The 17,165-nt window shown below is 55.4% G+C and carries 15 protein-coding genes and 2 tRNA genes; 6 read left to right on the top strand and 11 right to left on the bottom strand.

What is annotated here, in order from left to right:
• Window positions 1-59: 59 nt before the first annotated feature.
• The 4 genes from CPter91_RS18965 to acs form a co-directional block, all read right to left on the bottom strand.
• Window positions 60-731: a hypothetical protein gene (locus tag CPter91_RS18965; protein WP_150119752.1), complete on the bottom strand. Its 672-nt coding sequence runs from the start codon at window positions 729-731 to the stop codon at window positions 60-62.
• A gap of 154 nt (window positions 732-885) precedes the next feature.
• Entirely contained in the window at window positions 886-2,139 is a 1,254-nt protein-coding gene (locus tag CPter91_RS18970) for a tyrosine-type recombinase/integrase (protein ID WP_061946412.1), read from the bottom strand.
• A 165-nt stretch (window positions 2,140-2,304) separates the two neighbouring features.
• Window positions 2,305-2,395, bottom strand: a tRNA-Ser gene (locus tag CPter91_RS18975).
• 168 nt (window positions 2,396-2,563) lie between these two features.
• Window positions 2,564-4,546, bottom strand: coding sequence for an acetate--CoA ligase (gene acs, locus CPter91_RS18980; RefSeq protein WP_061942900.1), 1,983 nt, complete (start codon window positions 4,544-4,546; stop codon window positions 2,564-2,566).
• A gap of 211 nt (window positions 4,547-4,757) precedes the next feature.
• Here acs and CPter91_RS18985 point away from each other — a divergent pair, with 211 nt between their 5' ends.
• From CPter91_RS18985 to CPter91_RS19010, 6 genes are all read left to right on the top strand, one after another.
• Window positions 4,758-5,654 (top strand): DMT family transporter, encoded by an 897-nt coding sequence (locus CPter91_RS18985; RefSeq protein WP_061942902.1) that lies wholly within the window; start codon window positions 4,758-4,760, stop codon window positions 5,652-5,654.
• An 83-nt stretch (window positions 5,655-5,737) separates the two neighbouring features.
• Window positions 5,738-6,352, top strand: coding sequence for a YqhA family protein (locus tag CPter91_RS18990; protein WP_061942904.1), 615 nt, complete (start codon window positions 5,738-5,740; stop codon window positions 6,350-6,352).
• Between the two features lie 119 nt (window positions 6,353-6,471).
• Window positions 6,472-8,010 (top strand): fumarate hydratase, encoded by a 1,539-nt coding sequence (locus CPter91_RS18995; protein WP_061946414.1) that lies wholly within the window; start codon window positions 6,472-6,474, stop codon window positions 8,008-8,010.
• A 12-nt stretch (window positions 8,011-8,022) separates the two neighbouring features.
• Window positions 8,023-8,889, top strand: coding sequence for a glutamate racemase (murI, locus tag CPter91_RS19000; RefSeq protein ID WP_236905860.1), 867 nt, complete (start codon window positions 8,023-8,025; stop codon window positions 8,887-8,889).
• Window positions 8,890-8,989: 100 nt separating this feature from the next.
• Window positions 8,990-9,065 (top strand) — tRNA-His (locus tag CPter91_RS19005).
• 439 nt (window positions 9,066-9,504) lie between these two features.
• A complete protein-coding gene (locus CPter91_RS19010) occupies window positions 9,505-12,600 on the top strand; it encodes an ATP-binding protein (RefSeq protein ID WP_061942909.1) in 3,096 nt (1,031 codons plus the stop codon).
• Window positions 12,601-12,874: 274 nt separating this feature from the next.
• On the opposite strand, the gene CPter91_RS19015 is transcribed toward CPter91_RS19010, so the two are convergent.
• The 7 genes from CPter91_RS19015 to CPter91_RS19040 all read right to left on the bottom strand — a co-directional run bounded on the left by CPter91_RS19015 (window position 12,875) and on the right by CPter91_RS19040 (window position 17,163).
• A complete protein-coding gene (locus CPter91_RS19015; RefSeq protein WP_061941211.1) occupies window positions 12,875-13,432 on the bottom strand; it encodes a plasmid pRiA4b ORF-3 family protein in 558 nt (185 codons plus the stop codon).
• Window positions 13,433-13,487: 55 nt separating this feature from the next.
• Window positions 13,488-15,047: an IS66 family transposase gene (gene tnpC, locus CPter91_RS19020; protein WP_061941209.1), complete on the bottom strand. Its 1,560-nt coding sequence runs from the start codon at window positions 15,045-15,047 to the stop codon at window positions 13,488-13,490.
• Window positions 15,048-15,076: 29 nt separating this feature from the next.
• Window positions 15,077-15,424 (bottom strand): IS66 family insertion sequence element accessory protein TnpB, encoded by a 348-nt coding sequence (gene tnpB, locus CPter91_RS19025; RefSeq protein ID WP_061941207.1) that lies wholly within the window; start codon window positions 15,422-15,424, stop codon window positions 15,077-15,079.
• A complete protein-coding gene (gene tnpA, locus CPter91_RS19030; protein WP_150119692.1) occupies window positions 15,421-15,804 on the bottom strand; it encodes an IS66-like element accessory protein TnpA in 384 nt (127 codons plus the stop codon). Before tnpA ends, tnpB begins: the two co-directional genes overlap by 4 nt.
• Window positions 15,805-15,878: 74 nt before the next feature.
• Entirely contained in the window at window positions 15,879-16,208 is a 330-nt protein-coding gene (locus CPter91_RS27205; RefSeq protein WP_205631616.1) for a hypothetical protein, read from the bottom strand.
• 102 nt (window positions 16,209-16,310) lie between these two features.
• Window positions 16,311-16,676, bottom strand: a complete 366-nt coding sequence (locus CPter91_RS27775; protein ID WP_205631617.1) for a transposase — start codon at window positions 16,674-16,676, stop codon at window positions 16,311-16,313.
• A gap of 145 nt (window positions 16,677-16,821) precedes the next feature.
• Complete coding sequence (locus CPter91_RS19040) at window positions 16,822-17,163, bottom strand: hypothetical protein (RefSeq protein ID WP_061942913.1); 342 nt, start codon at window positions 17,161-17,163, stop codon at window positions 16,822-16,824.
• Window positions 17,164-17,165 lie beyond the last annotated feature (2 nt).

The raw sequence follows: 17,165 nt of genomic DNA on the forward strand, positions 1-17,165 counted from the left end.
ACGCCTACCGGCAGACGTTACGCATGTGCAAGCTGACGTTATACGTCTGCCGGCAGACGTTAGTCAGCGAATTGCGATTTTATCCGGCCTCGGAGCCATTCATAAATGGTTTGTTGTGCACGTTGACTGCTCATTCTTGTGCCAAATATCGGCGCCTTCTTTAACGCTTCCGGCGCAATATCGAAGGATGCCTTGTGCGCCGACGGCCAATTCCCGTTATCGTATTTGTCGAAAACCCATTTTTTTAATTTTTGCATTGGCATATTCTTAGCCTCCGCACCTTTGCGCGAGAAATCTTGCCGACTATTTACTGCTTTCCCTGAAGTGTAGCCTTGCAGCCTTCCAAGCCAGTGATTCGCTTCACACGCATAAAACCAAGCCGAGGCGCTATTCTTTTCGGCTTTGATGGACTGAATTGCAAACGCAGACGCTACCCCGGTGATCATCATATGGGTCATTACCTCTCGCATGACGGAAGTAACTACCGGCTCGCCTTCCCACTCCGCCATTTCCATGGTTTCCTTGAATTCATCGATCTGACGCTCCCCGCTCGTATTTTCGTCTTCCCATAGCGGCTTAAGAAATACCTCGATAAATTTCGCCGTCTTAAATGGCTGCTCAGAATCTTGAAACGCCTTTTGGTAAATGTCCGCAAGCTCGTATAAGACGATATGTGCCTCTATTACTGACGTTCGCCTACTAGGTGGCCCCCATATACTCTTTTGTTCCATTCCTACTTTTCCCTCTCCCCTTGAAACAAAAACCATGCCGACAGATACAAGGGGCGCTATCTACCTTCCTGCAATAGCAGTAGCATGTTCTAAACAGCCAGTCCTTAGTTTTTATGAAAACTCAACCTATAGCGTAGCCCAACCAATACAATGGCTACGCAACTTTGAACGGTATGACATTTGTCGATAACAGGATGCCATCCAAATAATCTGCCCAATGCTGCATCATTTTTTTGCGTTCGTCCAAAAATTGCGCACGGTCATAAGCACTTGCAATTTTATCTTTCTGCGCATGCGCAAGTTGCCTGTCCACCGTTTCATGGCGATAGCCCAATTTTTCCTTGAGCGTAGTCATCGCCAACGCCCGAAATCCATGCGTAGTCATCCGGCCTTCATATCCCATGCGATTTAATGCCATCCGAATCGCATCCCCACTCATCGGCTTTTGAGGATCGCGCTGGTTCGGAAATAAATACTTGTTGCCGCCGGTGTAGATATGCAGTTCCCGCAACAACTCAACGGCCTGACGTGACAGGCATACATGATGGTCGGTCTTATCCGGATTCACCGTCAGCTTCCCGCGTTTCATACGCTGCCAGGGAATGACCCAATCGCCAGTATCAAGATTGATTTCAGACCAAGGGGTAGTACGCAACTCGCTACTGCGTACAAAAATTAATAACATCAAGCGCAAGGCAATACGTGTTGGGATATACAGTCTTGCGTTGTTTTCCCGTATGGCACTCATGAAGGCAGGCAATTCATCCGGTGCGATAGCGGCAAAGTGCCCTGCCTTCACAGGCTTGAGGACGTCTTTCAGATCCGCTGCCGGATTGCGGTTCTCAATACCGTGCTGATTTGCATAGCTAAATACCCGGGCGCATGTCGCCTTCAGGCGGCGCGCCACTTCCCCCGCACCCCGGTCTTCGATCTTGCGCAAGGCAGCGATCATTTGCTTATGGCTAATCTCAGCAATCGGAATTTTGCCAATTTCCGGAAAAATATCGTTTTCCAAACGATCAATGGTGTTCTTGGCCGTAGATGAACTCCATGCGCTTAGGCGGTTGGTATGCCATTCGCGGGCCAATTTCTCAAAAGTATTGGCAGCAGCATCAGCGGCAAACTGCTTTTTCTCATCGCGATCCCGAGCTGGATCTTTCCCAGAAAGCAACAACTCACGTGCATCTTTGCGCTTCTCTCGGGCTTGAATCAATGGGACTTCCGGATATTTACCAAAGGCAATCGTATTGCGCTTCTCGTAAATACGATAATCCATGCGCCAGTACTTCGCGCCGTCTGTATTGATCAGCAAATACATGCCGCCACCGTCTGCCAGCTTATAAGGTTTATCCCTGGGTTTAGCGGTACGTAGCTGAAGATCGGTGAGCGGAATAACAAGTTTTGGCATTTTGACGGTATCTCTTTTAGAGGTATAAATTAATACCGCGAAGTATACCGCCAAAGAAAGTGGCTGCAAATGGGCAACCTTTTGCGTTACAGGCATTAAAAAACCCCTAAGACGTTGATTTCTTAGGGGTTTTTAGGCAAACTTTGCTATCGTTTGCGACATATTTGGCGGAGAGACGGGGATTCGAACCCCGGATAGGCTATGAACCTATACACGCTTTCCAGGCGTGCGACTTCAACCACTCATCCATCTCTCCTGCAACTACAACAACGTTTCGTGTAATTTGAATTTCACGAAGCCGCGTATTATAGCAACAAATCGGGCAGAAGTAGAGGTTTCTGTTCCATGCCGCTCACTTTGATGGATTTGCCGGCAAAACTGCAGCTTCATCCTGCAACTTCGTCCAATTTATCAATCCAAGGAATTATTGTGCTTCCTTGAGCTGTTCCAGGATCGCCGGATTTTCCAAAGTGGAAACATCCTGCGTGATTTCCTCGCCTTTCGCCAATACCCGCAGCAAACGCCGCATGATCTTGCCGGAGCGGGTTTTCGGCAGGTTGTCGCCGAAGCGGATTTCCCTGGGCTTGGCGATCGGGCCGATTTCCTTGGCGACCCAGTCGCGCAATTCCTTGGCGATCTGCTTGGCTTCGTCGCCGGTGGGGCGGCTGCGTTTGAGGACCACGAAGGCGCAGATGGCTTCGCCGGTGGTCTCATCCGGCTTGCCGACGACCGCAGCTTCGGCCACCATTGGATTGGCGACCAGCGCCGATTCGATTTCCATGGTGCCCATGCGGTGGCCGGAGACGTTCAGCACATCGTCGATGCGGCCGGTGATGGTGAAGTAGCCGGTGTCCTTGTTGCGGATGGCGCCGTCGCCGGCGAGGTAGAGCTTGCCGCCGAACTCGGGCGGGAAGTAGGCGCTCTTGAAGCGTTCCGGATTGTTCCAGATGGCGCGAATCATAGAAGGCCATGGCCGCTTGACCACCAGGATGCCGCCGTGGCCGTCCGGCAGCTCGTGCCCTGCTTCGTCGACGATCACCGCCTGGATGCCCGGCAGCGGCAAGGTGCAGGAACCCGGCACCAGCGGCGTCGCGCCCGGCAGCGGCGAGATCATGTGGCCGCCGGTTTCGGTTTGCCAGAAGGTGTCGACGATCGGGCAGCGTTCGCCGCCGATATGCTTGTGGTACCACATCCAGGCTTCCGGATTGATCGGCTCGCCGACCGTACCGAGCAAGCGCAGCGACGACAGATCGTATTGCGATGGATGGATGTTTTTGTCTGCATCGGCGGCCTTGATCAGGGAACGGATCGCGGTCGGCGCGGTGTAGAAAATGGTGGCCTTATGCCTTTGCACCATGTCCCAGAAACGCCCTGCATTCGGGAAAGTCGGCACGCCTTCAAAGATGATCTGGGTAGCGCCGACTGCGGTCGGGCCGTAGGCGATATAAGTGTGGCCGGTAATCCAGCCGATGTCGGCGGTGCACCAGTAGACGTCATCGGGCTTGATGTCGAACACCCACTTCATGGTCAGCGCCGCCCACAGCAGGTAGCCGCCGGAGGAATGCTGCACGCCCTTCGGCGTACCGGTCGAGCCTGATGTGTACAAGATAAAGAGCGGATGTTCGGCCTCGACCCATTCCGGCTCGCAGACGTCGGCCTGCGATGCGACCAGTTCGTGCAACCAGAGGTCGCGCCCGGCGACGAAGTTGATGTCGCCGCCGGTGCGCTTGTAGACCACCACGTTCCTGATGGTGTCGCAGCCGCCCAGCGCCAGGGCTTCGTCGACGATGGATTTGAGCGGCAGGCGCTTGCCGCCGCGCGCCTGTTCGTCGGCGGTCAGCACGGCGACTGCGCCAGCATCGATGATGCGTTCCTGCAGCGACTTGGCGGAGAAGCCGCCGAACACCACCGAATGGGTGGCGCCGATACGGGCGCAGGCTTGCATCGCTACCACGCCTTCGACCGACATCGGCATGTAGATGACGACACGGTCGCCCTTCTTGATGCCCAGCGATTTCAAGCCGTTGGCGAACTGGCAGACTTTCTGGTGCAGTTCGCGATAGGTGACCTTGCTGACATCGCCGCCGTCGGTTTCAAAGATGACCGCGACCTTGTCGGCGTTGCCGTTAGTCAGATGAACATCGAGGCAGTTGTAGGAGACGTTCAGCTTGCCGTCGTCGAACCATTTGTAGAACGGTGCATCGGATTCATCCAGCACCTTGGTGAAGGGCTTGTGCCAGTGCAGGTTCTCGCGGGCCAGGCGGCCCCAGAAGCCCTGTTCATCCTGCTCCGCTTCAGCGGCCAGGGCGCGGTAGGCGTCCATGCCGGAAATTGCCGCAGTCTTGGAAAATTCTGCCGGAGCCGGGAAAATGCGGGTTTCCTGGCCAAAGGTTTCGATGTTCGCCATGCTGTCTCCTGCTTTTAGTAATTACGCTGACAATAAACTTTTACACTTACTCAAGCCTTACGTAGTGTGGGCAGATTTCTGCCCACGCTGAATCTGCACGCCGAATGAGGGCGTTCCGCGTGGGCACGGTGTGCCCACCCTACGGAGATGCTAACGCTACCAGAGCGCCACAATCAGATATCATCGCACATTCAGCTTATTCCTACAGCCCATGCGTCACACAAAATCTTACGTTTACCTGGCGCTGGCCATGATGCTGGTGGGTGCCAACATCGGTTTCGGCAAGGCTGTCATTGCCGTGGTGCCGGTGCTGGCGTTTGCCCTGCTGCGCTTCGTGATTGCCGTGATCGTGATGGCGCCGCAATTTTTCAAGGCGGCGCCGCGGCTGGCGCGCCATGAATGGCTGACCTTGTTCGGCCAGGCTTTCTTCGGCACTTTCCTGTTTACGCTGTGCATGCTGTATGGCGTGCAGCACACTACCGCAACGGCCGCGGGCGTGATCACCAGCACCCTGCCGGCGGCGGTGGCGATCCTGTCGCGCCTGATCCTCAAGGAAAAGCTGCAGGCGCGCACCCTGGCATCTATCCTGCTGGCGATCGCCGGCATCGCCGTGCTCAACCTGAGCAAGAGCGATAGCGGCGACGGCGCCAGCACGCCGCTGGTCGGCAACCTGTTCATCATCGCCGCGGTGCTGTGCGAAGCCACCTACGTGGTGCTGTCCAAGCGCCTGACGCAGACCCTGTCGCCCTTGCGGATTACCGCCTACAGCCATCTGTTCGGCCTGCTGCTGATGCTGCCCATCGGCTTGAGCGCCGCCCTGTCTTTCGATTTCAGCGTGGTCACCGCCAGCATGTGGCTGCTGATCATCTGGTATGCAGTGGCGGCCAGCGTAATCGTGTTCTGGCTGTGGCTGACCGGCACCAAGCACGTGCAAGCCAATGTGGCGGGCATCTTCACCGCCCTGATGCCGCTGGCGGCCGCCTTCATCGGCGTGATGTTCCTGCATGAAAGCCTGGGCTGGGCGCATTTCGTGGCGCTGGCGCTGGTGCTGACCGGGATTGCGGTGGCCAGTTGGCCGCAGTCCGTGAAAGCGGTGCAAGAAGTGTAAAATAGCGTCGCTTCCGCTGCCGCAGCATTTTTGTAGGCTTTTTTGCACTGTTTTACCTCACCGTCATCACCCCACAGATACCAATGAGCAACATTCAACCGTCCCCGGCCAAGAAAGCCATAGGCTTGCTGCCGAACCTGATTTTCATGAGCCGCTGGCTGCAACTGCCGCTGTACCTCGGCCTGATCCTGGCGCAGTGCGTCTATGTGTTTCATTTCTGGGTTGAACTGACCGACCTGATCGGCGCCGTGTTCGGCAACGCCGCCTCGCTGGATCATATCCTGGATGTGGTCACGATCGACGGCGCGGTGCGTCCGACCAAGCTGACCGAAGCCACCATCATGCTGGTGGTGCTGGGGCTGATCGACGTCGTCATGATTTCCAACCTGCTGATCATGGTGATCGTCGGCGGTTATGAAACCTTTGTCTCGCGCATGAACCTGGAAAGCCATCCGGATCAGCCGGAGTGGCTGTCGCACGTGAATGCCTCGGTGCTGAAGGTCAAACTGGCGATGGCGATCATCGGCATTTCCTCTATCCATCTGCTGAAGACCTTCATCAACGCCAACGCCTATGACGTCAAGACGCTGCTGGCGCAGACCGGCATCCACATCACTTTCCTGCTGTCGGCGCTGGCGATCGCCTGGTGCGACCGCATCATGACGGCGACCCAGAACCAGGCCAACGGAGAGCATTAATTAAAGTACCGCCGCGTGGGCACAAGTGCCCACCCTACATTGTTTAATTTTTACCGAAAATTTTACCGAAAATTTTACCGAGAATTTTACCGAGAAACGCCATGACCACTCTAGCCACCCTGACCACGATCAAGCAAGAAGATCTCATCGAGTCGGTAGCCGCTGCGCTGCAGTACATCAGCTACTACCATCCCGTCGACTACATCCAGCACCTGGCGCGCGCCTACGAGCAGGAACAGAATCCTGCCGCCAAGGACGCCATCGCGCAGATCCTGACCAACTCACGCATGTGCGCTGAAGGCAAGCGGCCGATCTGCCAGGACACGGGCATCGTCAACGTCTTCCTGAAGATCGGCATGGACGTGCGCTTTGAAGGCTTCAAGGGTTCCATCACCGATGCGGTCAACGAAGGCGTGCGGCGCGGTTACCTGAACCCGGACAACATGCTGCGCGCTTCGATCGTGGCCGATCCGCAATTCGAGCGCAAGAACACCAAGGACAACACGCCAGCCGTGGTGCACATGGAACTGGTGCCCGGCAATACGGTTGACGTACAGATCGCAGCCAAGGGCGGCGGTTCGGAAAACAAGACCAAATTCGTGATGCTGAATCCTTCCGATTCGCTGGTCGACTGGGTCATGAAGACCGTGCCGACCATGGGCGCCGGCTGGTGCCCACCGGGCATGCTCGGCATCGGCATCGGCGGCACCGCCGAACGGGCGATGCTGATGGCCAAGCAAGTGTTGATGGAAGATATCGACATGTACGACCTGCTCAAGCGCGGCCCGCAAAACAAGACCGAAGAACTGCGCATCGAGCTGTTCCAGAAAGTCAATGCGCTGGGCATCGGCGCGCAAGGCCTGGGCGGCCTGACCACCGTGCTCGACGTCAAGATCATGATGCACCCGACCCACGCGGCTTCCAAGCCGGTGGCGATGATCCCTAACTGCGCGGCGACCCGCCACGGCCACTTCGTGCTGGATGGCTCCGGCCCGGCCTACATGGAACCGCCATCGCTGTCGGAATGGCCGGAAGTGCACTGGGTGCCGGACACCGAGAAATCCAAGCGCGTCGACCTCAATACGCTGACGAAGGAAGAAGTAGCTTCGTGGAAGCCAGGCCAGACCCTGCTGTTGAACGGCAAGATGCTGACCGGCCGCGACGCCGCGCACAAGCGTATCCAGGAAATGCTGGCCAAGGGCGAGAAGCTGCCGGTCGATTTCACCAACCGCGTGATCTACTACGTCGGCCCAGTCGATCCGGTGCGCGACGAAGTGGTTGGCCCGGCCGGCCCGACCACCGCTACCCGCATGGACAAGTTCACCGACATGATGCTGGAACAGACCGGCCTGATCTCGATGATCGGCAAATCGGAACGCGGCCCGACCGCTATCGAATCGATCAAGAAGCACAAGTCGGCTTACCTGATGGCCGTCGGCGGCGCCGCTTACCTGGTGTCGAAGGCAATCAAGTCGGCCCAGGTGCTGGGCTTTGCCGACCTCGGCATGGAAGCGATCTACGAGTTCGACGTCAAGGACATGCCGGTGACGGTGGCGGTCGATTCCAACGGCATCTCGGTGCACAACACCGGACCGAAGGAATGGCAGGAAAAGATTGCGCATGCCGCGCTCTCGAAAATCCCCGTGACCACCATCTGACCAGTCAACTCCATGAGCGCAAGCAGTAACACCATGCCGATGGCGCCCAGCGCGCCCATCGGCATTTTCGATTCCGGCATCGGCGGCTTGTCGGTGCTACGCCATATCCACCAGAACCTGCCGCACGAAGACCTCTTGTATTTCGCCGACTCCGCCTACGCGCCCTATGGGGACAGATCGGAAGCGGCGATTTCAGCGCGCACGCTGGCGGTGACGGAATTCTTGCTGCAAAGCGGCGCCAAGGCGCTGGTGGTGGCCTGCAATACCGCCACTACCGCCGCCATCAAGGCCGTGCGCGCGGCCTACCCGACCTTGCCGGTGATCGGCATCGAGCCCGGTCTCAAGCCCGCCGCCGCGCAAACCCACAGCAAGATCGTTGGCGTGCTGGCGACCAAAGCCACCTTGTCCAGCGCCCGCCTGCTGGCGCTGCAGGAACAGATCAGCGTCGCCAGCGGCGTCCGCTTTATCCTGCAACCCTGCGTCGGCCTGGTCGACCAGATCGAAAAAGGCGAGCTGCGCTCACCCCAGACCGCCCTGCTGGTACGCCGCTATGTGGCGCCGTTGCTGGAACAGGGGGCGGATACTTTGGTGCTGGGCTGCACCCACTACCCGTTCATCCGGCCGCTGATCGAGGATGTCGTGCAAGAACTGAGCAACAGCCCGGTCGCCATCATCGATACCGGCGACGCCGTCTGCCGCCAGCTGGCCAGGGTTCTGGGCGAACATGGCCTGCTGCAGCCGCAGGCTCGCGCAGGCAGCGTGGCTGCTTTTGCCACCGGCAGCGTATCGATGCTCAAAACCACCTTCGACAGCCTGTTGCAGCTGCAGCCGTCCGTGTCCCCAGTGGCGACGATCGCCTTGCCGGAAGGAATATCGTAATTCTGCATTATTTGATTTGCCAGGCGGCAGGTTAGTTTGTATAATAGCCAGCTGTCTTGGTGCTGAACAAGCATTGAGATGTTGTAGAAGTAATGCAATGGTGGCTGTAGCTCAGTTGGTAGAGTCCAGGATTGTGATTCCTGTTGTCGCGGGTTCGAGTCCCGTCAGCCACCCCAAAGAATACGAATCAAATCAAAGAGTTACACGCTTCGGCCTGTAGCTCTTTTTTGTTTTCGGCCTTCATCATTGCGCCATGTAAGCGCTGTGTAACCCCATTTCTAGAATTTGGCTTGAGTATCCCCTCATTCTAAATTTGCATGTATCTGGCAGTACTACGCTGGCGTTCAACCAGAACCTTAGGCCTCTTTACTCTTCCGTTACAGGTTGGACGGACACCTCCACTGCAATATAACTTCTTACATGACTCGTCACGTCCTCCATATCGTGAAGCAGTTCAAACTGATTTCCTATAGACCAATTCATTATTCTTGCTTATCCTTGATAAAGGCGGCGGCTCATTTGTTGCTCTTCCAATCACAGTAGCAAAATTGGCCGAAAACATTATCTGTCCCATTCGTCGCATCCCGTACCAAATTCGACTCAAGCCCCTCTCCTATGGATGACCGCGACAAACAGATTCCTCCCCCAAAATCCTGGATCGCGTTTGAAGACCTGTGCCATAGCCTCTTTAAGGCAATATGGAATGATCCGCTCGCTCAAAAGAACGGTCGGTCCGGCCAGGCTCAAAATGGCGTTGACATCTATGGCTCTCCTGGAGGGGACTATGGTTTTCATCAGGGCGTTCAATGCAAAGGGAAAGAAACACAATATGGTGCAAAACCGAACATCTCGGAACTAGAGCGTGAGATCGCTAAAGCCGAAAGTTTCCAGCCTTGTTTACAGCACTGGATCTATGCAACAACTGCGCCTGTAGACGCTACGTTACAAGAGGCGGCACGAAAAATTTCGACTTTACGTTCAAAAGCAGGACGTTTCACCGTAAGTGTGCTTGGCTGGGGAGACATTGAGAGCCTACTTTGCGAGCGAAAGGAAGTATTGGCTGCGATTTACCCGGAGCACGGCATAGATGTCACCGGCCTGCTCAAGGGAATACTGGCAATGCCACACGGGGTTGAGGTTCGTGAACTTCTAGACATAGTTAAACGGGGAGTCCACCAAACGTGGGGCGCTGCCACATCCAACGACGATGGCCGCCCCTTCTGGCGGCCAATTATATTTGGCGAGGGGCGTGACTTGGGCCCTGCGCTTATGGGGCGTCCACTCGGCCCCGAGGATGCAGCCTCTAGTCCAAAACTGCAGGAATCCGACGCGGCAGTTGCCGAGCTAAAGCGAGCTTTCTCGGTCCGAATCGTTGGTGAGCCTGGCTCAGGAAAGTCAACGTGCGCCTACCAGGCGGCTATGCAATTCGCTACGATGGGCTGGAATATCGTTAGACTAAGCGATGCGCGCGCAGACGTCATCGAATTACAGACATCTGAAGATACCAGCCCAACACTTTTCCTCATTGACGATGCCCACCTCACTAATCCCTCCGTACTATTGGCCGCTGAGGAGATGACCGGGCCGAAGCGTTTCCTGCTCTCGACCCACAATGCAAATGAGTACGATACCTCATACCGTGGCTCAATAATTATCGACGTCAAGCGTGCCGTTCGGACCATAGCCGCAGCGCTCCGATCTGCGCCCAAACAAACTCTAGAGGTGGTCCGACGTGTCGACGACCAGATAGGCGACAACATCGGCACGATGCCCCTGGAAGATAGAATCGACGACGCAGAGGCAAAAGCCAAGTTTCCCTGGCAATTCTGTTTCATTCTGGGCGGAGGTTGGCGCCGGGCAAAAATAGCGGCAGATACTGCGCGAGCCAACGGAGCAGATATCGCATTGGCGGCTGCCGCCATTCGCCAGATCGCGTCCCGAGACGCTAGCCCTAGTTTTGCCGAGCTCTCAGGATTATTGGAGGTAGTCTGCGTAGACGCTACGGAAACGCAACAGGCTGTGCGATGGTTGGTTCGCGAACGTATGCTTATTGGCTCGGACGATCTGCGATGTCCGCACCAACGGTTCGCCGCTGTCGTGCTTGCTCAAATCCTGACGGCTCAAAACCCGGAGGGTAGAGAGAACGTGGGCCGCATGTTACGACAAGTCATCGCGGATGCCGCGTTTCCCCTTGCTGGCCTGCGTTCGCTCCTGCACGAACTGCAATTTGCTGTCAATGGGGGCACATGGGCACACTTGATACCGGAGCAGGCCTTGACGCCCCTTATTGAAAGAATCTGGCAGCCTTTCAACCCGGAGGACAAATCAGATGCGAGTCTACTGCTAAGTGAATTGGGTGCATATATCAATGGTGGCCTACACAAATTACTTCTCAGTCACGAAGAAACCATCGGGAACTGGATCACGCACACCCGTGGGCAGAGCAGCTTTGGGCTGGGGCGATTACTTCATTCTATTTATAATCAAGACAGAGCTCTCGTCGCTTCTATCGTGAGCGCAGCAGATCCGTATGTCGTCGCCACGACAATTTCTGCCGTTACGCCAAAGACGGCCTCTTATCTTGGCGAACTTCTCTCTGGATTGAGGGTTGATCGAGAAAATGCATGGAGTCAAACATTTCGAACAAATCTCGATCGACAGAGACTCGTTGTTTTCGCCTCTGAATGGCCTTTGTCCGAACCGGCGTGGGCCTTCGCAGTATTTTGCAAAGCAATGGCTGATCACGATGCGGCGTTGACCTTAGATATGGTCGAAGAGTTTGTCCCCACTGCGCAGAAGCTGTTGACTGATAGTCCCGTCTCCGCCTTCAGAGATCTACAAGACATCACATGGCAAGTACTTCGCGTGTTTGACCCTCTGGGCGTTTGTGTCGGTCAGTTCGCTCCAAATCCACGGCAACGCAATCTAGCAGCTAAATTGATTAGGGAGGTTAAGCCCCAATGCCTTGCTGCTCAACTCTCGGCAGCCCATCTTCGAGAGTTCCAAACAGCCTCATTTCTCCTGTCCTTCTTGGCGCGAACGTCACCAGCCAAATTTCGGTCTACTGTTGCCCGAATTAACTGGACGCGCATTGCGGAGACGGTCGGATCACAATGGAGAAATCTCCCGCACGATGTAGAAGTGCTTTTTATGATCGCTTACGGAGCCACAACTTCACGTGAGATGCTGACGGAAATGATTCGGGTCAATCTTTATCGGATCGAAGCTTTCCCGCCGAAACTATTCCTAATCGCACCCTCCGTAGCTTACGAACACATTGAAAAAGGAGGGTTAATTCGGCTTGCGCAGTACGGCCATGTGGATTGGTTATTTGGATACGCGACAATAGCCTGTTTGGTCGAAGAGCGACCAGAATTCCTCGAGTCTGTCTTGCGGCCCTATGAGATTCCAACCGGACAAGTGCTGTCGAACGCTCATCCGAGTTGGTACGACAATGCAGCCGAGTATATACGTATCGTCGCGAAAGAAGCTCCGCAATGTCTTCAGCGCATCCTTGATGCCGTCGAAATAACGGGTGCCGAGAAAGGCTGGACTGATGCATTGGTTCATGGCGCCGGCCCCCGAAAGACGGTGGCATTGCTCGTCGAGGCAAGCCTAGAGCGCGACGACATGCTGGGTGCGTTGGCTACCCGCCTCCGTACACGTTTTCCAAAGTTGTCGGTCCCTCGAAATACAGAAATGCGCACGTAATGATTTCACGCGCAATACAATAATTGTGTGGCGCATTCCGTTAATCTTGGCTTTCGCGGGTCACGCATTGCGCAAGTACTCTCGCCAGTAAGCAGAGTCAGGGTCAGGTCTTGCAATGACACATTGTCATTGCAGCGCAACAAGAATTACATATGGAGAACGTCGATTTTGACCACTACTGAATTCCTTTTTCAATCTTCTTTATCGCTCTACTGACTGTGGAATAATGGTAAGCGTCGCTCCGCGACCGTCTTGACGTATTCAAGAAGGAGAATTACCCCTTCAGTCGCCGGATGCGCAAGTTTGCGGAGTTGATATCGAATCCTTCCGGATCGAATGCGCCGCCGACCCAGCGCAACATGTCGATATGCTGCTCATGTTTGGGATCAGCGATGGCGTTGACGAATTCACCGTAGCCAGGGATTCCGCCGACGTCCTCCGGGGGGCAAGCGCGTTGACCAGCCACGCAAAGCGAACCCTTCCATGCAGGATTTGCGTCTTGCACATTCTCCACCACCACCCGGTGCAGCCAATCGTCGCCGAAATCGTATTCGTAGACGAATTCGCGTATGTTCCCGGCAAGCACGGACGATAGCTTGATTCCCTTCTCGTCGATCAGCGTCATGTCGCCATACGGATCAGGTTCGCCATACTGTTCAGCATCGATATGAAATTGATGCAAGTGAGAATTGGTCCAGCCCATGGCGCCCTGGATGGCGCGATGTAGTTTAGGCAAGGTGATCGTGGTCGGCACCAGCAAGCGGCGCCAGATCAAAGGCTCAATACGCGTCAGTTCGAGACGCAAACTATAGTAGTTTGTCGGTAGGCTCATGCCGAAATTATAAAGCAGTGTGACGACGCAAAGAACCGTGCGTCAATCGCGAAGTTTAAACAGCGAGATGCGCTGGGACGGCCAGCATCGATGCGACATTCCAAGGCAGGAATTCGTCAACTCGATTGACCGGATGGTCAGCGATGTGCGTGAGCACATGACGCAGATACGCTTCGGGATCAATGCCGTTTAACTTGGCAGTGCCGATCAGCGTATAGATCGCTGCGGCCCGCTCCCCACCGCTGTCGGCTCCAGCAAACAGGTAGTTGCGTCGTCCAATCGCAATTGCGCGCAGCGCACGTTCGGCAGCCGAATTATCAATCTCGACGATTCCGTCGTCACAATAGCGCGTCAGCGCTGGCCACAAGTTCAGGGCATACATGATCGCCGCCGTCGTATCGGATTTGCGCGATAGCGTTCCCAGGATGGCTCGCAACCAGGCCTCTAAGTCATCCAGCAATGGACGCGATCTTGCGCGGCGCACCGACAAGCGCTCATCGGGCGGCTGGCCCCGAATGTCCGCTTCAATCACGTACAACTCTCCGATACGGCGCAGGGCCTCGGCCGTTACTGCCGACGGCCGCGCATCGTGCAGATCGAAGAATTTGCGCCGGGCATGCGCCCAACAAGCTGCTTCGTGGATGCGACCGGTCTCATAGACGGCGTTGAAGCCGGCATAAGCATCAGCCTGCAGGATGCCGGCAAAGGGAATCAAATGTGTCTGCGCATGGATGCCTTTGCGGTCCGGCGTATAGGCGAACCAGACAGCCGGCGGGATCGTTGCGCCGGAAGGCCTGTCATCGCGCACATAGGTCCACAATCGGCCCGTCTTGGTCTTGCCATTGCCCGGGGCCAGTACCGGTACCGGCGTATCGTCGGCATGCAGTTTATGACCGGCCATGACGTGGTGGCGTACCGCATCGACCAGAGGACGCAGCAGATTGCTGGAGGCACCGACCCAGTCGGCCAATAGCGACCGGCTCAATTCCACACCCTCACGGGCATAGATCACAGATTGCCGGTACAACGGCAAATGATCGGCAAACTTCGATACCAGAACATGGGCCAGCAGGCCGGGACCGGCCATGCCGCGTTCGATGGGCCGGCTCGGCGCCGGAGCTTGCACGATGCTATCGCAGCAGGCGCAAGCCAGTTTGGGACGAATATGGCGGATCACCTTGAAGCTGGCGGGAATGAATTCCAGTTGCTCTGATACATTTTCGCCTAACTGACGCAGCTCACCGCCACAATCGGGGCAGGCGACAGCGTCGGGCCTGTAAACCTTCTCTTCGCGGGGCAGATGCGATGGCAATGGCTTGCGCTCCGGACGGGTACGTATGGCACGCCCGCGACGCTCCATCTCTACAGCGGCCTCTTCCTCATCGGCCTGCAAATCTTCCAGTTTTAATTCCAGTTGTTCGATCTGGCGATCGAGCTTCTCGGATTTACGACCGAACTGCATGCGTTTGAGTTTGGCGATGAACAATTTGAGTTGTTCGATCTCGACCTTGCGGCCAGATAGTTCTTCACGCAGGGCTTCGACCATGTCGTCGCGCTCGCGGATCATGGCTTTTAAGGCGTCGATATCGTCAGGGAGGGCGGCGTGCGAGGGCATGTCGGTAGTTTACGTAAAGGCGGGGATGTTTACAAGCCTGACTGGGGGCGTTGAGTACGTTCCGGACGCCGCCAGTCTATCCCTTCGATGAGCATTGATAGCTGTGCCTGACTCAGATGCACGGTGCCGTTGCGTGCCTGCGGCCAGACAAAGTATCCGCGTTCCAGGCGCTTGGCGAGCAAACAAAGGCCATCGCCGGTCCACCACAGCAGCTTGACGATATCGCCGCGCCGGCCACGGAACACAAAAACATGGCCGCTGAACGGATCTTCTTCCAGCGCAGTCTGCACCTTGGCAGCGAGTCCATTGAAGCCGCAGCGCATGTCGGTTACGCCGGCGACAATCCAGATGCGTGTTCCTGCTGGCAGGCCGATCATGCGCTGAGATGTTCCAGGACCATGCGCAGTGCGCCGGGATCGACAGCACCAGTCAGGCAAACTCGACCTTTCGGGAGGTGCAGCTCGATGGTCCCGGTTGCCGTGATCGGTGATTCTGCTACGGCGGGCATCACTGCTACATCGGTGTGGCTGAGCATGACCGGAATGAGCGTCGAGGCGATAGACTCTGAATGTCGTTTGCCCTGATACTCCCGCATCCATTTGAATACCTGGTTAGTATTAAGATCATGGGCGCGGGCAACACGGGAGACGGAAGCGCCGGGTGCCAGAGCCTCTTCGGTAATGGCCTTCTTCTGCGTGGCCGTAAAGCTCCGACGTTTCGGTTTCGTTGGTTTGGGTTCGGGCGGTATGTAAGGCATAGTGTCCACTATCGATAGCGGACACCATCGTCGCGGATCATAAAGTCAGTGTCCAGACGGCGGTGAGACGACGCTTACGAATAATGCACACCAAAATGCTCCGCAATCTCGCGCAGAGTATAGTTTCCCGTAGCGAATGCAGCCGCCATTGCCTGCGGCGCCTCATGCTCACGTTCGCTGTAAAACGACAGTGGTTGCGCCTCAGGGTGTCGCTGCACACGCGGAATCTCAGGGATTTCCGAGCCGAGGGAATTTTGCATGCGGTGCAGGAATTCTTCATTACCCAAATAGACCTGCCCGCGCAAATTCTCCCAGATGGCCGGCAAACCAATACCTGCCCGGACAAAATCGATATATCTGGCGATCGCTTTTTTTTCTGACGACCGAACTGGCTTAGTATCCAATCAGTCTTCAGCCATACCGGACACTCTGCCGCGCCAAGCATCGCTGCGTATGAACTCCAGCGCCATTTGCCGACATCCCTGACTATACGAGCACGCACAGGATTAAGTACCACATATCGAGATAGCTCCAGCAGATAACTGTCCCTTTCTACCAGAATAGCTTTGTAACGCCCCTGAAAGACATGCCCTACCTGGCCATGCCTGCGATTCACGCTTTGCGTATAAATCCCATTGAGTTGTCGCATGCCTTGACAGATTAGCGTCGGCTGTTTCCAGCACAATATGGTAGTGGTTGGACATCTGGCACCAGGCGTAGCAATTCCAGTTGTATCGCTTGCAGACCTGTCCAAAAATTTCCAGCCAGAGTAATCGATCTTGATCATCGATATAGATGTCTTCGCGTCTGTCACCACGTGAAGTAATATGATAGACACCGCCAGCGAGTTCTAATCTTAAGGGTCGGGACATAATCCAATCATGCTAGAACACAAAATGTGGCATTGCAAGACCCTAGCTTCCTATGACCCTAGCTTCCTAAGGTAACTAGATTTTAGCCCTTTGTAGTTTGGGCAGATGGGACCAGTATTCCTTGATAGCCTTGGTCTTTACATTTTTATAAATTCACGCTCATCGGCTCGCCGTACTTATGAACGATGAAATCGAAAATTTGACCAATCGCACAAGAAAATTCGATTACTGTACTCTCTTTGATAACACCAGAAACGACGGCAATATCGCAATAGCTAAATCTCCCGCCACCATAGGCTGGAACACTAGATAAAAGATGTTTTTCAAGTTCCGGGTGATCAACCAAGATAGCTTGGCTCTTGTCGTCTATCTTGTTCATTGCTTGGACGAAATAACCAACACCGCGCTCCATTACGAAAACGCCTTCTATGGTTAATTCGCAGCCTTTGATGATTTCTCTCTGAGCCAATACGTCGATAATTTGCATAA

The organism is Collimonas pratensis (assembly GCF_001584185.1).
In the GTDB taxonomy this organism is placed as follows: Bacteria; Pseudomonadota; Gammaproteobacteria; order Burkholderiales; family Burkholderiaceae_D; genus Collimonas; species Collimonas pratensis.

Bases quoted from the DNA above. Each gene is read 5' to 3' on its own strand.
- tnpC (WP_061941209.1), bottom strand. From the start codon at position 15,047: ATGCCCTCGCACGCCGCCCTCCCTGACGATATCGACGCCTTAAAAGCC.
- CPter91_RS19040 (WP_061942913.1), bottom strand. From the start codon at position 17,163: ATGCAAATTATCGACGTATTGGCTCAGAGAGAAATCATCAAAGGCTGC.
- tnpB (WP_061941207.1), bottom strand. From the start codon at position 15,424: ATGATCGGCCTGCCAGCAGGAACACGCATCTGGATTGTCGCCGGCGTA.
- acs (WP_061942900.1), bottom strand. From the start codon at position 4,546: ATGGCGAACATCGAAACCTTTGGCCAGGAAACCCGCATTTTCCCGGCT.
- CPter91_RS19010 (WP_061942909.1), top strand. From the start codon at position 9,505: ATGGATGACCGCGACAAACAGATTCCTCCCCCAAAATCCTGGATCGCG.
- tnpA (WP_150119692.1), bottom strand. From the start codon at position 15,804: ATGCCTTACATACCGCCCGAACCCAAACCAACGAAACCGAAACGTCGG.
- murI (WP_236905860.1), top strand. From the start codon at position 8,023: ATGAGCGCAAGCAGTAACACCATGCCGATGGCGCCCAGCGCGCCCATC.
- CPter91_RS18990 (WP_061942904.1), top strand. From the start codon at position 5,738: ATGAGCAACATTCAACCGTCCCCGGCCAAGAAAGCCATAGGCTTGCTG.
- CPter91_RS18985 (WP_061942902.1), top strand. From the start codon at position 4,758: ATGCGTCACACAAAATCTTACGTTTACCTGGCGCTGGCCATGATGCTG.
- CPter91_RS19015 (WP_061941211.1), bottom strand. From the start codon at position 13,432: ATGAGCCTACCGACAAACTACTATAGTTTGCGTCTCGAACTGACGCGT.
- CPter91_RS27775 (WP_205631617.1), bottom strand. From the start codon at position 16,676: ATGTCCCGACCCTTAAGATTAGAACTCGCTGGCGGTGTCTATCATATT.
- CPter91_RS18970 (WP_061946412.1), bottom strand. From the start codon at position 2,139: ATGCCAAAACTTGTTATTCCGCTCACCGATCTTCAGCTACGTACCGCT.
- CPter91_RS18965 (WP_150119752.1), bottom strand. From the start codon at position 731: ATGGAACAAAAGAGTATATGGGGGCCACCTAGTAGGCGAACGTCAGTA.